11 protein-coding genes are annotated in these 17,761 nt (G+C 62.2%); 9 read left to right on the forward strand and 2 right to left on the reverse strand.

The window, feature by feature from the left end; all coding sequences use genetic code 11:
• The first annotated feature begins 44 nt into the window (after positions 1–44).
• Together ACK9YZ_RS31735 and ACK9YZ_RS31740 are read left to right on the forward strand one after the other, a co-directional pair.
• Positions 45–605 carry a sugar transferase gene (locus ACK9YZ_RS31735; RefSeq protein WP_416067439.1) on the forward strand — a complete coding sequence of 187 codons (561 nt, stop codon included), beginning with the start codon at positions 45–47 and terminating at the stop codon, positions 603–605.
• 116 nt (positions 606–721) lie between these two features.
• Entirely contained in the window at positions 722–2,716 is a 1,995-nt protein-coding gene (locus ACK9YZ_RS31740; RefSeq protein ID WP_416067440.1) for a polysaccharide biosynthesis protein, read from the forward strand.
• A gap of 158 nt (positions 2,717–2,874) precedes the next feature.
• Here the strand turns inward: ACK9YZ_RS31740 and ACK9YZ_RS31745 are convergent, their stop codons facing one another.
• Together ACK9YZ_RS31745 and ACK9YZ_RS31750 are read right to left on the reverse strand one after the other, a co-directional pair.
• Positions 2,875–3,081, reverse strand: coding sequence for a hypothetical protein (locus ACK9YZ_RS31745; RefSeq protein WP_416067441.1), 207 nt, complete (start codon positions 3,079–3,081; stop codon positions 2,875–2,877).
• A gap of 180 nt (positions 3,082–3,261) precedes the next feature.
• Complete coding sequence (locus tag ACK9YZ_RS31750) at positions 3,262–4,506, reverse strand: hypothetical protein (RefSeq protein WP_216759905.1); 1,245 nt, start codon at positions 4,504–4,506, stop codon at positions 3,262–3,264.
• Between the two features lie 874 nt (positions 4,507–5,380).
• Here ACK9YZ_RS31750 and ACK9YZ_RS31755 point away from each other — a divergent pair.
• The 7 genes from ACK9YZ_RS31755 to ACK9YZ_RS31785 are packed head-to-tail and all read left to right on the forward strand — an operon-like array spanning position 5,381 to position 17,738.
• The gene (locus tag ACK9YZ_RS31755; protein WP_216759906.1) at positions 5,381–6,766 is read left to right on the forward strand and encodes an NADH:flavin oxidoreductase; all 1,386 of its coding nucleotides are present in this window, start codon (positions 5,381–5,383) and stop codon (positions 6,764–6,766) included.
• Between the two features lie 34 nt (positions 6,767–6,800).
• A complete protein-coding gene (locus ACK9YZ_RS31760; protein ID WP_416067442.1) occupies positions 6,801–8,327 on the forward strand; it encodes a cytochrome c in 1,527 nt (508 codons plus the stop codon).
• On the forward strand, positions 8,324–8,755 hold the full coding sequence (locus tag ACK9YZ_RS31765; RefSeq protein ID WP_216759908.1) for a hypothetical protein: 432 nt from the start codon (positions 8,324–8,326) through the stop codon (positions 8,753–8,755). The genes ACK9YZ_RS31760 and ACK9YZ_RS31765 overlap by 4 nt, the downstream gene beginning before the upstream one ends.
• Positions 8,752–10,227 carry a cytochrome c gene (locus tag ACK9YZ_RS31770; protein WP_416067443.1) on the forward strand — a complete coding sequence of 492 codons (1,476 nt, stop codon included), beginning with the start codon at positions 8,752–8,754 and terminating at the stop codon, positions 10,225–10,227. The genes ACK9YZ_RS31765 and ACK9YZ_RS31770 overlap by 4 nt, the downstream gene beginning before the upstream one ends.
• Positions 10,228–10,243: 16 nt before the next feature.
• A complete protein-coding gene (locus ACK9YZ_RS31775; protein WP_416067444.1) occupies positions 10,244–13,033 on the forward strand; it encodes a hypothetical protein in 2,790 nt (929 codons plus the stop codon).
• Between the two features lie 2 nt (positions 13,034–13,035).
• Complete coding sequence (locus tag ACK9YZ_RS31780; protein WP_416067445.1) at positions 13,036–14,844, forward strand: GMC family oxidoreductase; 1,809 nt, start codon at positions 13,036–13,038, stop codon at positions 14,842–14,844.
• The gene (locus ACK9YZ_RS31785) at positions 14,844–17,738 is read left to right on the forward strand and encodes a patatin-like phospholipase family protein (RefSeq protein WP_416067446.1); all 2,895 of its coding nucleotides are present in this window, start codon (positions 14,844–14,846) and stop codon (positions 17,736–17,738) included. Before ACK9YZ_RS31780 ends, ACK9YZ_RS31785 begins: the two co-directional genes overlap by 1 nt.
• The last annotated feature ends 23 nt before the right edge of the window (positions 17,739–17,761 follow it).

The raw sequence follows: 17,761 nt of genomic DNA on the forward strand, positions 1-17,761 counted from the left end.
AGGCCGCTGGGGGCCGGAAGAGTGTGGGAAACGCGAGGACGGACGTGAAGCGGGCAGTGGATCTTTTTCTGGCTCTGGTGGCAGCCCTGATCCTGATCATTCCGATCGGCATCGTGGCGCTGTGTGTACGCCTGACGTCACCTGGACCCGCGCTTTATTGGTCGAACCGGGTCGGGCGCGGCAACAGGATCTTCCAGATGCCGAAATTCCGCAGCATGCGAATCGACACGCCGACGGTTGCCACGCATCTGCTCGATGATCCCTCCCGCTACCTGACGCCGATCGGCGGCTTCCTGCGCAAGTCGAGTCTCGATGAACTGCCGCAGCTCTGGTGCATCCTGAAGGGCGATATGAGCTTCGTCGGCCCGCGCCCGGCGCTCTATAATCAGGACGACCTGATCGCACTGCGCACGGCCGAAGGCGTCGATGCGCTGTTGCCGGGTCTGACAGGCTGGGCGCAGGTCAACGGCCGCGACGAGCTGCCAATTCCCGAAAAGGTGAAGTTCGACGTTGATTATCTGCAGCGCCGCTCCTTCTTCATGGATATGCGCATTCTGGCGATGACTGTCGGCAAGGTATTGGGCAGCAAGGGCATAACCCATTGAGGCTACTACCCAAGGTTATAAACAGATAGCGTAAGCGACTACCGATTATTCGGTTGCACTTAAGATCGAAAAGGACAAGAAGAAGTCAGGCTGGATGATGGGTGGACACTATAAAAATGCATGATGATCCCTCGAGCGACGGATCAAAGACCAGCCGGTCCTGGATGTCGATGCAGGCACTGGTTGGACCACTATTGGCGATGCCGCGTCCGGCCAAGCGTATTCTTGCGCTGATCGTCGATTCCAGCCTCTGTGTTCTCACCATCTGGCTCGCCTATTGTTTCCGCCTGAACGAATGGACAGTGCTGACGGGCGTGCAGTGGCTCGCGGTTCTCGTGTCGCTGTGTCTGGCGCTGCCGATCTTCATCGTCATGGGCATGTACCGGGCGATCTTCCGCTATGCCGGCATTGCCGCTTTCCTGGCAGTGCTGAAGGCGATTGCGATCTATGGCGTTGCCTTCGCGACGATCTTCACGGCGCTCAGCGTTCCCGGCATCCCGCGTACGGTCGGTATCCTGCAGCCCTTCCTGCTGCTAATCGCGATCGGCCTTTCGCGCCTCGGCATCCGCTACTGGCTGGGCGATACCTATCAGCGCATCCTGCACAAGGGTGCGATGGCAAAGGTGCTGATTTATGGCGCGGGCAGCTCCGGCCGGCAGCTTGCCGCCGCGCTGACCAACAGCGCCGAGCTCAACGTCGTCGGTTATCTCGATGACGACCCGAAGCTCAAGGGCGGCATCATGGGCGGCCTTCCGATCTATGATCCCTCCGACCTGACCGAGCTTGTCCAGACGCTGAACGTTCACAACGTGCTTCTGGCTCTGCCCTCGGCATCGCGCCAGCGGCGCAACGAGATCCTCGAGCAGATCCGCAAGTCCAGGGTGAATGTCCGTACGCTGCCGGACATGACGGCACTGGCGCAGGGCCGCATCGCCGTTTCCGACATTCGTGAACTCGAAATCGAAGACCTGCTCGGTCGAGAGGCCGTGGCGCCGCGCCAGGAGCTGCTCGATAAGGCGACGCTGGGCAAGGTGGTGATGGTGACCGGCGCCGGCGGCTCGATCGGCAGCGAGCTCTGCCGCCAGATCCTGCGCAGCGGCCCGACGCATCTCGTCCTCGTCGAGCAGAACGAATATGCGCTTTACGCGATCCATGGCGAGCTGCAGAAGCTTTCGGAACTTTACGAGCAGCAGACGGTACAGATCGTGCCGATCCTCTGTTCGGTTCGCGACCGCGACCGCATGGAGCATATCATCATGAGCTGGCGGCCGCAGGCGCTCTATCATGCCGCCGCCTACAAGCACGTGCCGCTCGTCGAGCAGAATGCCGTCGAAGGCATCAAGAACAATGTCATGGGCACGCTGATCACCGCACAGGCGGCCGAAAAATACGGCGTGTCGAATTTTGTGCTGATCAGCACTGACAAGGCGGTCCGCCCGACCAATGTCATGGGCGCCAGCAAGCGGCTGGCCGAAATGGTACTGCAGGCGCTGGCATCCGAGCGTGCAGCCGGCCGCACGCACACCAATTTCTCGATGGTCCGCTTCGGCAATGTGCTCGGATCCTCCGGTTCCGTCGTGCCTCTGTTTCGCCAGCAGATCAGGGATGGTGGCCCGGTGACGCTGACGCATCCAGACATCACCCGCTACTTCATGACGATCTCCGAGGCCTCGCAGCTCGTCATCCAGGCCGGCGCCATGGCCGATGGCGGCGATGTCTTCCTGCTCGACATGGGCGAACCGGTGCGCATTGCCGATCTGGCGCGCCGGATGATCGATCTCTCCGGCCTGACGTTGCGCAGCGACGACAATCCCGAAGGCGATATCGAGCTTTCCGTCACGGGTCTCAGGCCCGGCGAAAAGCTCTATGAGGAATTGCTGATCGGCGACAATCCCGAAACGACGCAGCATCCGCGCATCATGAAGGCGCGTGAGGATTTCCTCTTCTGGCCGGAGCTTTCCAAGCGGCTGAAGGTTCTCGATGCAGCCCTCGACCGCAACGACATACCGGCTGCCCGCCTGATGCTTGCCGAGCTCGTCTCCGGCTATGCCTCGACCGGCGAGATGACGGATCTCGCGCTGAGCGCTGCCGAGGCCAATACAGCCGCGTGATCAAGCTCGGTTTTGCCGCCGGGCTTCCACTCTTTCCGCCGCGGATATTCTGAACCCCTTGAGCCGCTCGCTCCATTGTCGACCGTCCCGGGCGCCTGTGACAGAGCGGCCAGCCGGCGAGATCGGCGACACGCTTCAAAAAACGAAGGTCAGTGATGTCAGTTGATCGGTCCTTGGCTCTCATCTTGAGATAGAACCTGGGGCGTGGCCCGCAGATCGATGGTATTGGGCTTCTGACCCGGCTGCCAGGAAAAAAAGATAGCGATCGGGCGCCGGTAATGCCTGTTGAGGGCTTCGGCCGCTTCTTTCTCGAAGCGCGTCCGTTCTGTCGAGCTGTCGGTAACATTCCGCTTTTCGTAGATCACAATATTCCTCCCCAAGTTGCGATCCAACTCTGGATCATGCACGGAAATATGCCTGCCCGGAACGGACTAAGGTCCGAGGTCAGGCGGATTGTACGGGGAAGGGAAGACGGCGTAGGGTATCCCTGCGCGATGTGAGAAGGCGATTCTGTCACTATGCTCGGATATGCGGGACCCGGAAGCTTATTTGTTCGCCGCGCAGGTGCTGGGGTCGCTTGCCCCGCGAAATTCCGCGAGGTTGGCCACCACGAAGGTCGAAATCGTCTGTGGCAGGAAAGCCTTGTTTGCAAGAATGTCCCTGAGCGCAAAGAATTCGGCCCGGCACGTATAGACGGGCGAGCCCTGTGTCTTTTCTCCGAAGCCTGCCTCCTCCAGATTGGCTTCGTTGATCTCGCCGCGGACTCCATCGGTGCCGGCGACGGTGATGCGGGACTTCGGGGCGCTTGCGCAGTCGGGCCGGTTGGACGAAGTCTTGATCTCGTAGATGTAGGGATTGTCGGCCTGGCGCACGCGAACGATATCGAATTCCTCGCCCTTGGCGTATTTGGTTGCGCCTGCGATCGACCCCGTCAATTTGAGTTTCGCCTCGACCGGAGACAACAGCCCGCTCAAGCCGAGCGCAGCCTCGGCCCCGGCATCCAGGCTGAAGCTGATCTCGCTCTCGCAGCTCTTGCTCGTAATGAAACGGCTGGTCAGAAAGTCCTGGACCCGCCGGCGCAGGGCGGCTGCATCGGGCAAGGTCTTCGTCTGCAGCGCAGTATCGACCGCCGAAAGAACCTCGCGAGCCGGGTCGTACTCGGTGAACGGCTGCTCCAGGTCGCCGGCATTCCTGAAGGTCTCCGCAGAGAGCAGGGCAACCATCTGCTCGGGAACGAAGATCGTCTCGTTGGCGCTCCAGGCATCCCCGAGTTTCGACCGATCGAGAACGAGGGGCACCTGTCCATTGTCCTGGGGCGCCTCCGGATCGACACGATAGATTTCCGAGGCGGTCAGCGAGATGGCCCCGTATTTGTCCGTCTTGATCGTCTGTGGCGCCTGGACGACGGCGATCTGGTCCGCCCCTGCAGCGAAGAAGTTGCCGATCTGGTCTTGGGTCCAGTACTGGGCGCCGCGTCCATTCACGCCGGCCCGGACATAGGCCAGAATGCCGTCTTCGGTTGAAACGAGGTTCCACATGCGGCCTTTGTCGCGATAGGAACGATCGAGAAAAGCCAACCGGGTTCCGGCCGGAATATAGACGCCCTTGATCGTCTTCTGGGCCTGTGCAAGCGGGTCGTCGGCCAGCACGTTGACGAGCCGTCCGCTCGTGCTCTTGGAGATGCCGAACCCGGTCACGGCCAGTTTCTGCCCGCCGATCTCAAGATCTTCTGCCCCAGCATGGCCGACGCTTGCGGCCATGACGATCAGGAAAGATGCAATCAGCCTCATCTGACATCCTTCTCCATCTTTGGCTTCGTTCCCGTCGGTTCCGATGCTTCCCGTAGCACGACCAGACAGTCGGCCGCCGGACCGGGTCGCATCGGCATCTTGAGTTGACACCAGCCCACATCGTTCTCAACCCGCGGCCAAGTCGAAATCCTCTTGAAGTCTTAACAGAGTGGCGCGCGAATACAATGCAATTTTAAAGAGAAATAACAGTACAAATCGCAGGAATCTGTGCATTAATATTAATCAAATGCCGCAAACGGCAAGCATCATCGGCTTACGCGACGCTCCGTCAGGTGAGAGACCAGCGCGGCCTTGTCCTGCATTGATACGCTAAGAGGCGGCAAAGGGCCGTCTGGTCAACGTGCAAAACTCAGGCGGTTGTGACGCCATGGAAGGCGCCAAAATGCTCCTGTGCTCCGTCGTGCGGCCCGGCGCGCCTCTCTGCCATAGACGCTGCGCTGCCAGCCATTCCGGTCAAAAGGGCTGCCTCTCGACGGACGGGTGGCGATAAAAATACAATTGATTTCAATGATTTGATTTATCAGTACGCCTAATCTCGCCAAGCTCTCGTAACCGAAACGCTTTGCGCAGATCCCAGCGATCTCCGGCTGACAGCGCTTGGGCCGCCTTGTCGATAGCTGGTAAAGGACTTATCGGTTGCAGCGCATTGGGTCCTTTCAAGCCGAAATGTTCAGCAATACGGGAAATTTGCAATCGCAAGTATTCAAATTTCGGCGCTGTCCGAAATCCATTTGCAAACTACATAGGATTGAATTACCGTCGCTCACACCTGAAAGTTATACAGTCAGCAGTGCATCTCGGTTTCTTTTCCTTTTCTCACGTTGCCGCGGCACGTTACTTTGGATAAGCCCGCATGCATCCAGATAGTCAGTATACACATGCCGATAACGCGGCGGTTATTTTCAACGAACTGACGTTCCGTTCCCTGCGCGTCAAGAACCGTCTGTTCCGATCGAATATTTCCGGCCAGTTCGACGACTATAACGGCCACGGCGGCCACGCTCGATTGAACTGGGAGGAGAAGTTTGCGCGCGGCGGCATCGGCTGCATCATCTCCTCTTTTACGCCGGTCTCGGTGCGCGGCCGCATCCTTGTGCGTTACGCGATGATCGACAATGACGACAAGATCCCGTTCTGGCGCGAAGTCGGCAATCGCGTTCATGCTTATGACTGTCGGTTCATCATGCAGCTCAGCCATTCCGGCCGCCAGCAGGACATGGGCGGCGTCGAGAACCTGTTCAACAAGGGCTTGAGCTCGACCAACAAGAGCGACTATTTCCATGGGCTGCTCGCCCAGGCGATGACGAAGCCCGAAATCGCCGAAGTGGTGGAACAGTTCGCGCAAGGGGCGCGGCGCGCCCGGCAGGCGGGGCTCGACGGTGTCGAGCTTCACGGCGCCAACGGCTATCTGCTGACGCAGTTCCTGAGTTCCGGCATCAACGACCGGACGGACGAATACGGCGGCGGCTGGGAGGGCAGGGCACGTTTCGTGCTTGAAATCGTCAGGGCGATCCGCCGCGAGGTCGGTCAGGATTTTCACCTGCAGATGAAGATCAACGGCGTCGACCACAATGACTGGCTCTATCCCTGGATCGGCAAGGGCAACACGCTCGACGAGACGGTGAAGATCTGCACGATGCTGCTCGACGGCGGCAAGGGCGTCGATTCCTTCCATATATCGAGCGGTTCGACCTTCCCCCATCCGCGCAATCCGGCCGGCGACCTGCCGCTGAACGACCTGCACCGCTGGTATGACGGCATGCTCTCGCAGGGCACGCGGGCGCCGATGAACTATGCGATCTTTTCCAATCCGATCCTGGGGCGCGCCTTTCAGGCCCTGTGGCGGTGGCGTCGGGGCAAGGTCATCGAAGGTATCAATCTCGACTATGCGCGCGCTGTCTCCGAGGAAATCGGCAAGATCGCTCCTGACATCAGGGTTCTCTGTACGGGCGGATTCCAGCATGCCGACAGGATCGCCGACGCGATCCGCTCCAAGGCTTGCGACGGTGTGACAATGGCGCGTCCATTGGTTGCCAACAATGACCTGCCGGACATCCTGACCAGACAGAACGGCCCGGAAAAGGAATGCACCTATTGCAACAAATGTCTTCTCAACGACCTCGAAAACCCGCTCGGCTGCTATGACCTCAGTCGCTTCGACGGGAACAGTTTCGAGGAGCGTTATGACAGGATGATCAAGCAGGTCATGTCCGTTTACGAGCCGCCGACCTTCCAGTGAACCGCGCCATCGCCCGCGCATTCGGAGTGGACCCATGAGCAGCGACAACGACCGCAAGACGCCCGTCGAGATTGCCGTTGCCCGCCACCGGCGCTGGTGGCTGGCGATCATCGTGCTGATCTTGCTCGGGCTCGTCTACTATCTGGTTTTCGTCAACCAATATGTTGTCGCCTTCGTCAGTCCGAAGGACCATTTCATGCATGGTTCGATCGGCAGCGAGACGGCGACGGGACCGCCCTATTGGGTCTTCAAGGCCCTGCCGGTCATGTATGCCGACAAGCTCGGGCCGGAAGGCTGGGGCCGTTTCGGCTTCCTCTACGAAAAGCCGGATGACGACCTTCCGATCGGGGTGTCGCGCCGCGTGGTCTCAGGCGTCGAGCGGGTCTGGCTCAACTGTTCCGTCTGTCATGTCGGCACCTATCGCCTGCCCGGCGATCCGGTTCGCCATCTCATTCCCGGCGCGCCTTCCAATAATCTGCGCCTGCAGGAATTCATCAGTTTCTTCATCGATGTCGGCCGCGATCCCGGCTTTACCGGGGATGCGCTGATTGCGACGATCGACAGCCCCAAGGTCGGCGGCGACCTCAATATCTTCGAGCGGCTGATCTACCGCTACGTCGTCTTCCCGCGGGTCAAGAGCGCTTTCCTCGACCTCGGCACCCAACTCGATTTCGTCAAGCGCCAGGAGCAATGGGGACCGGGGCGCGTGGACACGTTCAACCCCTACAAGGCGCTGCAGTTCAACTTTCCGATGGACGAGGCCCATATCAGCGGAGCGGCGTTGAACGGCTCCTCCGACTATCCCGCCATCTGGCGCCAGCGCCCGCGCGAAGGCATGAACCTCCATTGGGACGGCAACAACGATTCCGTCGCCGAACGGAACCTGAGTGCCGCACTCGGCGCCGGTGTCACCCCTGTGACGGTCGACCGGGCGTCGATCGCGCGCATCGAGGACTGGATGTGGGATCTGCCTTCGCCGCCATTCCCCGTCGCCGACAGGATCGATCAGGCGAAGGCGACGGAGGGCAAGACGCTCTTCCTGCAGTATTGCGCCGATTGCCACGGCTTCAAGGATGCGAGCGGCTACAGCTACGACAGGCAGCGTTTCACGCGCCTCGGCAAGACGGTTCCGCTTGCCGAGATCGGCACCGATGTCGGACGCTGGACCTCCTATACGGAAAATTTCGCCGCCGAGCAGAACCTGCTCTATGCCGGCTATCCCTGGCGCTTCAGCCGTTTCCACAAGACGGACGGTTATGCCAACCACCCGCTCGACGGCATCTGGGCGCGCTCGCCCTATCTGCACAACGGCTCGGTGCCGACCTTGCGCGACCTGCTCGAGCCGAGCGCCAGGCGGCCATCCGTCTGGTCGCGCGGCAGCGACGAGTTCGACCTTGCCAAGGTGGGCTATCGCTCGGACCAGTCGGCCGGCGGCGATCTCTTTCGCTACGACACGAAACGGCCCGGCAACGCCAATACCGGCCATGAAGGATATCGCTACGGCACGGAACTGCCGGACGCGGCAAAAGACGCCCTCGTCGAATATATGAAAACGCTATGACCCAGTCGCGCTCGCTCAGCAAATGGAAGGCACGGCATGCGGTCCTCGTCTGGATCGGCATCCTTCTGAACTTCGCCTTCGTCCTGCCGCTCATCTTCTGTCCGGAATGGATCCTCGGTCTCTTCGGCATCACCGTCAATCAGCTGATCTGGCCGCGATTTGCCGGCCTGCTGCTCGGCATCCTGTCGATCTTCTATATTCCGGCGACGCTCGATATCGACCGCTACCGCGTTTTCGCCTGGCTCGCGGTCTTCCCCTCCCGCACGCTCGGCACGGTTTTCTTCTTTCTCGCCGTCTTCGTCTTCGGCCAACCGATCGGCTATCTCGCCGGCGTCTTTCTCGACGGGTCGATCGGCGTTGCGACGCTCTTCTGTCTCCTGCGCATCCTGAAGCTCGAACAGAACATCTCCGAAGGGAGACAGGCATGAGGCGCGCCTTCTGGAAATGGCTTTTCGCCGTTCTGATCCTGCTCGTCGTCGGCGCCTTCGCGCTGTTCTTCCTGCTCTTCCGGCCGGTCGCCCAACCGAAGACCAACGATCTTGCAGAAGTCTTCAATCATGGCTCGATCGGCAATGAAGTGGCGCAGGGAATTCCCTACTGGATCTGGCGGGTCCTGCCGCAGCTCTTTCCAGACCATCTGCCGGCCAATGCGGATGGTTACGGCTCATTCGGGCTCTACTGGCGCGCCGGCGACGAGGTTCCGGTCGGCCTGTCGGTCAGGACGCTCGGCGTCATAGAGCGCGTCGCGCCGAACTGCGCCTTCTGCCACCAGGGCAGCTACCGCCTCCGCGCCGACGAGCCGGCGCGGCTGGTCGAGGCGGGGCCGGGGACCAGGGTGAACCCTCAGGCCTATATCCGCTTCCTGATCGATGTCGGCGCCGACCCGCGCTTCACGGCCGATCGGGTGATGGCGGAGATCGGCAGGATCTATGACATGCCGGTCTGGGAGCGGGCGCTCTACCGCTTCGTTCTGATCCCCGCGACCCGGTCAGCCCTTCAGGAACAGGGGCGAAGCTTCGCCTGGATGAAGGACAGGCCGGACTGGGGTCCGGGCCGGATCGATCCCTTCAACCCGGTCAAATTCCAGAACCTTCATCTGGCTGACGACCACACGATCGGCAATTCCGACATGATGCCGCTGTGGTCGCTTGCCGATCTCGCCGCCACCAATACGCGCCGCTTCTCGCTCCATTGGGACGGATTGCAGACCGATCTCTACGAGACGGTGGTCTCCGGTGCGATCGGCGACGGAATGACCTATAAATCCTACGGGGGAAGCGAAGAGGGGCTGCGCCGCATCACGGATTTCATCCGCCTGCAGGGTCCGCCGCCGTCACCCTTTTCTGCCCTGCGGCCTGCCGGCGATCCCTATCATGTCGATGCGGCTGATGTCGACGCCGGCCGTGCGATCTATATCGCGCAATGCGCCGTCTGCCATGATCCCAAGGGCGCCCGTTATCGCACCCCGATCCCGATCGTCGAGGTCGGCACGGACCGCCATCGCCTGGACATGTGGACGCCTGCTGCCCGCGACCGTTACGCGGCCTACGAGCCGGGCTATGCTTGGGGTTTTACCAATTTCCAGAAGACCGACGGTTATGTCGCCACGGGTCATGGTGGCCTGTGGCTGCGCGGTCCTTACCTGCATAACGGCAGCGTCCCGACATTGCGCGCCCTGCTCCTTCCGCCCGCCGAGCGGCCGAAGCAGTTCTACCGCGGCTACGATCTGGTGGATGCCGAGAATGGCGGCTTCGTCAGTGCAGCAGGCACGCCGGGGGAACGGCACGGTACACTCTACGATACGAACCTGCAGGGCAACGGCAATGGCGGTCATCTCTGGGGCACGGATCTGCCTGCGGAGGCGAAGGAACAGCTGCTTTCCTATCTGAAGACACTTTGACCATCAGGAGGGGTCGATGGCAAACGTCAGACAGCGCATCCTACGGTTTCTCGCCTGGACGGCAGCAGCCGTCGTCACCCTCGCCGTCATCGCCATTGCCGCGGTCGCGCTCATCGTCTGGTGGCTGATCGAGCCGGATGCGAGCCGCTTCGGCCATGTCGAGGACGAGGCGAAGAAGGCGCAGCGCACGGTCGAGCAGTTTCCGGGCGCGGGCGAGCCTTATTTCGCGGCGATGGACAAGGGCCTGCTCTTGCCGCCCGCGCCTGGCGCCGACTACCCCGCCGAGATCAAGGAAGTCGCCACGGCCACCGGGCTCGATCCGGAGGCCGTCCGCGAGGCGGCGATCCGCGGACAGAATGCCTGGATCGTCTGGACCGGTGGCAACGACCGCTTCTGGGATTTCGCCGCCCGCTCGACGATCGGTTCCTTCGATCTCCTGAAGACCATCTCTTCTCATCCGACGATGGCCTATGGCCGCGACAACCGCTTCCGTTATCTCGGGCTCGTCAACGAGCCCTGCTTCGACACCCCTGGGAGTGCCGACCCCGATCATTGGGGGCTGTGGATCGATCAGCGCAAGAAAGACTGCCCGGCCGACAGTTTCGGCGGCAATGCCGAGGCCGATGCGCGTTATCCCGGCGTCGAGATCGGCTCGCGCGGCACCGTGGTCAAGGTGAAGGGCGAAGAGAAGAAGATCCCGGTCGGCTCCTATTACGGCGAGCCGACGGGCGTGATGGGTCTGCGCCTCTTTCCCAATCCCGATTTCGACAGCAAGGCCGCCGAACGTTGGGATGCGGTGCGTTACTACACCGATCCGTCCTATTACAACGACAAGGATCTCGTGCGTCCCTATCGCGTCGGCATGTCCTGCGCCTTCTGCCATGTCGGTCCCAATCCGATCAATCCGCCTGAGAATGTCGAGAGCCCGGCATTTTCCGAAATCTCCTCCAATCCCGGCGCCCAGTATTTCTGGGTCGACCGCATCTTCTTCTGGAACACCAAACCGCGCACGGCGGCGGGGCAACCGGCCGACAACGAAAGGAATTTCCTCTTCCAGCTGTTCCATACGAACCCGCCGGGTTCCCTCGATACATCGCTCGTCTCGTCGGACTACATGAACAACCCGCGCACGATGAATGCGGTCTACGACGTCCTGGAGCGGCTACGCATCGGGGCGAAGACCGGCAAGGAAATCATCAAGGGAGACGAGAAGGACAACAAGCAGGCGCAGGACTATCCGCAGACCGCGGCCTTCGGTTCGCTTTATGACAAGGCGACCGGCACGGTCGCCTCGATGCGTGTCCTGAAGGACGGTGCGGATTCCGTCGGCACGCTCGGCGCGCTCAATCGCGTTTATCTCAATATCGGCCTCTTCAGCGAAGAATGGCTGCTGCATTTCCGCCCCTTCCTCGGCGGGCAGAAGATCTCGCCGATCCGCATCGCCGACGCCCAGAAGAATTCGGTCTACTGGCAGGCGACCGAAGCGATGACGCCAGACATGGCGATCTTCTTCCTGGTCGCCGCCCGCGCCGATCACCTGAAGGACACGGCCGTTGGCGAAAAGGTGCTTGAAGAGCGCAATCCCGCCGAGGTCGACCGCGGCAAGATCGTCTTTGCCGAAAACTGCGCAGCCTGCCATTCGAGCAGGCAGCCGGTGCCGGCGCCAGAGCTCGGCGTCGATCAGGGCATATGCGAAGGCGGCGGGTCCGGCCCGCATTATCGCGAATGCTGGGACCGCTATTGGGCCTGGGCGCAGTCGGATGCTTTCAAGGCCGGCATGGTCAAGCTCGTCACCGAAAAGGATGCGGACGGAAAGGATTTCCTCGACGGCAATTACCTCTCGACGGAACGACGCGTGCCGATGGATGTCGTGCGCACCAATGCCTGCAGCGCGATCGCCACCAATGGGCTTTCGGGCGATATCTGGGACAACTTCACCTCTTCTACCTACAAATCGCTGCCACCACCGCATGAGGTGACCGTCAATCATCCGGTTTCAGGGGCCGCGACGCCGCTGCAGGCGGCCGGCAACGGGCGCGGCTATCTGAGGCCGCCCTCGCTCGTCAGCCTCTGGTCGACCGCGCCCTTCCTGCTCAACAATGCTGTTGGCCACGAAGACAGCTATTACGGGACCGACTACTACAATCAGGACTATGCCGGCGGCTACGGCGCCAGTCGCGGCACCGCCTGCCCGGCGGCGGATGCCCGCGACCCCTATATGCCCTGTATCGAAAACAGGCTTGCGGTGTTCGACCGGTCGATCCGCCAGATGCTGTCGCCGCAGACGCGCCGCATGGATAAAATGACCGATGCGCCGGTGCCGGGCTACATCTATCGCACCAGCGCTCCCTCCTGCCTCATCGTGCCGGCGGGCTTCGTGCCCGATAAGGTGCGTCCCTTCACCGGCGTGCTGAACAAGGTCGCCGGCTGGGCCTTCAAGAAGGACGGCTCGATCACCATCGGCCCGTTCCCGGCCGGCTTCCCGGTCAATGCGCTGACCAATACCGAGCTGCTTCCTGACAATGACGAGGAGGACAAGTTTGCCAATTACAAGCGCCTGATCGCCAGCGGCCCGGCGCTGATCGGCGCCTTCGCCAAGCTCGGCGGGCAATGCACGCCGGAGGAGCTTGCCGATCCCGCCGTGCTCGCCAAGGCCGAGAAGGTGGTGCGCGACACCAAGCTCATCGACCGCCTGGTGGGCCTGAGCAAATGCCCCGACTATGTGGTCAATGGCGGGCACACGTTCGGCGCCGATTTGTCGCAATCGGACAAGAATGCCCTGATCTCCTATCTGAAGCAGTTCTGACGATGTCCGGCGGGCCGACCCACGATTATATCGTCATCGGCAGCGGGGCGGGCGGTGCCGTCGTCGCCGCGCGGCTCGCCGAAGAGGGCCGCACGGTGCTCGTCATCGAAGCTGGCGGCGATCCGCTGGCCAAGACCGACGATAGTTCCGACATGCCGCTTGCCGATGCCTGTCGCGTACCCGCCTTTCACGCCTTTGCCTCGGAACATCCCGGCATGGCCGAGAACCATTGGGTGCGCCACTACGAAAATCAGGAAATTCAGGAGCGCGACTGGCGCTACTCCAGGGAAAAGGACGGCGTGCTTTATCCGCGTGTGCGCGGCCTCGGCGGCTGCACTGCCCATCATGCGATGATCATCGTCCGGCCCAATCATTGCGACTGGAACCAAATCTTTGCGATCACCGGCGACGAAAGCTGGAAGGCCTCGCACATGCAGGGCTATTTCGAGCGCATCGAGCGCTGCCGCTACCGCTTCTTCCTGTGGCGCTGGCTCGCCGCCGCAACTGGCCTCAATCCGACCGGCCACGGATGGTGGGGATGGATGACGACGGAGCGGGCGTTGCCGCTCAGGGTCTTGCGCGACTGGCCGCTGTGGCGGGCGCTCCTGCGCTGCGTCGGCGCGGCCGCCGATGCCTTCGGCAAGCGGGGCTCCGATTGGGAGACGACCGAGATCGACCCGAACGACAACCGCAACTGGAACGTCGGCGCCTGCGGCGTCCGCGTCACCCCGCTTGCAACGCGCCGCCACGTCAGGCGCGGACCGCGCGAGCGGCTGCTCGACGTGATGAAGCGGCATCCCGACCGCCTGACGCTTCGCCTGAACACCACGGTCACGCGCATCGAATTTGACGGCAAGCGGGCCGTGGCGGTCCGCTGCATCGCCGGAGAGGGGCGTGAGGAGGTCATTCGGGCCGGCCGCGAGATCATCCTGGCCGGCGGCACCTTCGCCTCGCCGCAGCTTCTGATGCTCTCCGGCATCGGCGATCCTGGCCATCTCGGTGAGCACAGGATTTCCGTCGTCGAGGCACTTCCAGGCGTCGGGCGGAACCTGCAGGATCGCTACGAGGTCGGTGTCGTCAGCCGTGTGACCGAACCCTGGTCGGCGCTCAAGGGCGTCACCTACACGACCCGCGACGCCCATTACCGGCGGTGGCGCAGGTTCCGCATCGGCAATTATACCAGCAACGGCGTGATGTTTTCCCTGACGCTGAAATCCCGCGACACGCTGAGCGAACCGGACCTGCACTGCTTTTCGCTGCTAGCCGATTTCCGCGGCTATTATCCCGGTTATTCCGAGCGTATCCGCAAGCCGGATTACATGACCTGGGCGATCCTCAAGGCCTATACCGAAAACCAGGGCGGCACGGTGCGGCTCAGATGCGCCGATCCTACTGTCCTGCCCGCCGTCATGTTTCATTCCTTCTTCGAGGGAACCGGCAATTACAACCTCGATCTCGATGCCGTGGTCCACGCCATCCGCTTCGTCAGGAAAGTCAACGATGCGATGGACGATCTCATCGCAAGCGAAGAGGAGCCCGGCCGGCAGAACGAGAGCGACGAGGCGCTTCGCCGCTATGTCGCGGAAAACGCCTGGGGCCACCACGCCTGCGGCACCTGCGCCATCGGCCCCCGCGAGGGTGGGGGCGTGCTCGACAGCCGTTTCAGGGTGCATGGCGTCGAAGGCCTGCGCGTGGTCGATGCCTCCGTCTTCCCGCGCATTCCCGGCTACTTCCTCGCCACGGCCGTCTACATGATCGCCGAGAAGGCGGCCGACGTCATTCTCGCCGACAGCCAACTGGAAACACGCTGATGGACGAACCCCATCCCCATCGGGAAGCGAGCATCTACAACTGGCTCGGCGAACACGTCCGAAGTTTCGTTCGCCTGTGGCGAACGTTCGATGCCTGGCTCAACCAGCCGCTGCCGAAGGGGCGGCACCTTGCGTGGCGATGGCTCGCCCCTGACGGCTATGCCTGGTTCGTGCCGCTGCTTGCGGGCATTCTGACCCTTGCCATGGCGCTTGGCCCGACCATCGAGATGCGCTGGGGCAATCTCGGCCTGCTGGCGATCGGGGCCGTGCTTCTTTTCCTGCTGCATGCGGCAGCTGGCCGGCAGGCACTTTTCAACCAGTATCTGCTGGCCGGACAACTGGTGATTCTTGCGGCTCTTGCCGTGCTTCTCCTCGTCAATTCGCGCCCGGAAACCTATGGCACGATGACGGCACGGCCTCGCCTGCATATCGGCGCCGCGATCGTTTGCGCACTCGTCCTCGCGCTCCCGGCGGCCTGGCTGCTCGCATCGAGCCTGTTCCGCTCCAATGCCGGCGGCGGACTTGCCGACAGCCTGCCGAAGGTGGAGCTCTTCCTGCCCAGGAACCGTTATGATTTCATGGGCCGCGGACCGATTGCCGCGCTGGTATCGGCCCTTGTCATCGCCCCGATCCGCTATCCGGTCGAGCTGCTTCTGCCTGGATCGCTGCTCACCCTGTTCGTGCCGGACCATTATCTCTGGTATGCTTTCCTGGTGACCGGCATTGCCGCATGGATCGCCCTTTTCCTCGGCATCCTGTTCGAGCGGCTGATGGAAATCCTGCGCACGATCGGACGTCTTTTCTTCATCGGCCCGCAGCGGGTCATCAGCGTTCTCGTCATCGTCGTGGCGGTGCTTCGCCTCGCCGACGTCCATTACATCACCTATCTCTTCAACGCCGGCTCCAGTGGTTACGGCAATACGACGCTCATGCGCTATATCGCCTTCGCCTATGCCGTTGCCTGGTATTATGCCTTCTGGTGCGATCACTTCGTCGCGCGCCGGCTCATCCGCCTCATGGACAGGGAACGGCAGACGATCACGCCGGTCGAAATCGCTTACGACTATGAAGGCAGCGAGGCCTTGAGCACGGTCCGCAATCAGGGCCGGACAATCGCGCTGCATGGCGCCGGGCGCCTGAAGATCGAGGGCCGCTACGAGGATCGATACCAGCAGCGGACCAAGGCCGCGTCGGACAGGGCGATCCAGTTCATGACGCCGGCGGACGTGCTCGCGCAGTTTCGCGCGCAGCTGGAGCGCCTGCCCGCCGAACAGGCGCCGACCGGGGACCTGCTTGCGAGCCTGCGCAATTTCCAGCGCTCGACGCTCGTCTATCCCGCCCTCGTCGGCGCCCTCGCCTATGGCCTGATCGGCGGTCCTGCCGCCTTCAGCTTCCTGCGGGCGATCCAGCCGCCGGAACTTGCGATCCGTTCCGAACGGCATGTGGGCAAGCAGCCGGCATCGCTCCTGTTCGAAAGCGGTCAACCCAACGGCGGCTGCGGCCCGCTCCAGCCCACAACGCCGAGACTTGCAGTCGTCGCCTCCGGCGGCGGCACGCGTGCGGCGATCTACACGGCCTCACTTCTCAGGGGGCTGGCCGAGCGCGACCAGATCTGCAATGTCGTCCTGGTCAGCGGCGTCTCTGGCGGCAGCGCCGCGCTCGGCTATTTCGCGCTTCACGAGCAGGAACTTCGCCGGCCGCACGACAGCATGGACGTCAAGGCCTGGGATGATTTTTCGAAGGCGATGGCTTTGCCCTTCATCGAGCAGGTGATCGATGGCGCGAGCGACATGCGCTTCGCCTTCGGGCGCTGGCATTGGGCGTCCTCGGCCTGCCGCGAAGCTCAAAGGCCGGATGAAGACGTGACAGGCTGGATACCCGCACGCTCGAGGCTGGGCGCGATTCTCGCTGAATCCTTCGTCTGCCATATGGGCACCGGGACGATGGAAGCGCCGTCCTTCGGCGTGATGCTCAACACCGCGATCGTCGGATCTTTTTCCGACGACAGCACTGCCTGCAAAGCGGATCGGAGCCTTTCGCTTCCCGAGAGGGCGACGCGCTGCCGCCAGTTCCTGGATGCGGCCCAGGCGGGCGGGCGGCTGGTGCTGACCAATCTCGCCGCGCCCGCGTCTCTGCCGGACGACGGATCGCTGCACATGCAGCTCGTCACGCTCGACAATGCGGACATGTCGATTGCGCGGGCCGCAGCCTTGAGCGCAAACTTTCCGCCGGTCTTTCCCGATGCCGCAATCGACATCGAAGCACCTGGCGAAGCAAGGACCCGATACTGGGTGACCGATGGCGGAGCGGTCGAAAACCGTGGCGCCATGACGCTCTACTATGCCATCCGCGATGCGTTCCGCTCAGTGCCGCAAGCATCGCAGGCCCTGCCGCCGCTGCACATCGTCATCGCCGACGTTTCGGCCTCGGCAGGTCGTTACAGCGAGAGCTTCGGTTTCGGCTCGGTTCTCGGCGCCGGCGGCCAACTCGGCCTCGGTCTGGAGACGGAGCTTCGCGCGGCGATCGAGAAACTCTACTGCAATCATAGCTCTAAGGTCAGCATCCACGAAATCATCATGCCGCGCGTCTATCGAGACGGCGGGATCGGGACGCATTGGCTGCTTCCCAACTCGCTTTCCTTCACCAATCCCGAAAACCTGTCGCAGACCGAGATCCTGTCTGCCCGGGACGTCGAAACGCTGGTTCTGGCGCTGCACAGCGATGTCGCGGAAACCTACCAGGACGAGGCCGCGGCCGGGTTGGTCAAGCTTTGGGCTCAGCAGGACGACGTCGCAAAGCATGACGCGCGGTGGAAGGAGTTTCTGGCCAGTCTCGCGGGAGCACAAGGCAAGCACGATTGTAGGGACATTCAGGTAGGAATGACGGGGCAATAGAAAAGGCCAGCCGGTATCGCTTA

This window comes from Rhizobium sp. ZK1, assembly GCF_047782645.1.
In the GTDB taxonomy this organism is placed as follows: Bacteria; Pseudomonadota; Alphaproteobacteria; order Rhizobiales; family Rhizobiaceae; genus Rhizobium.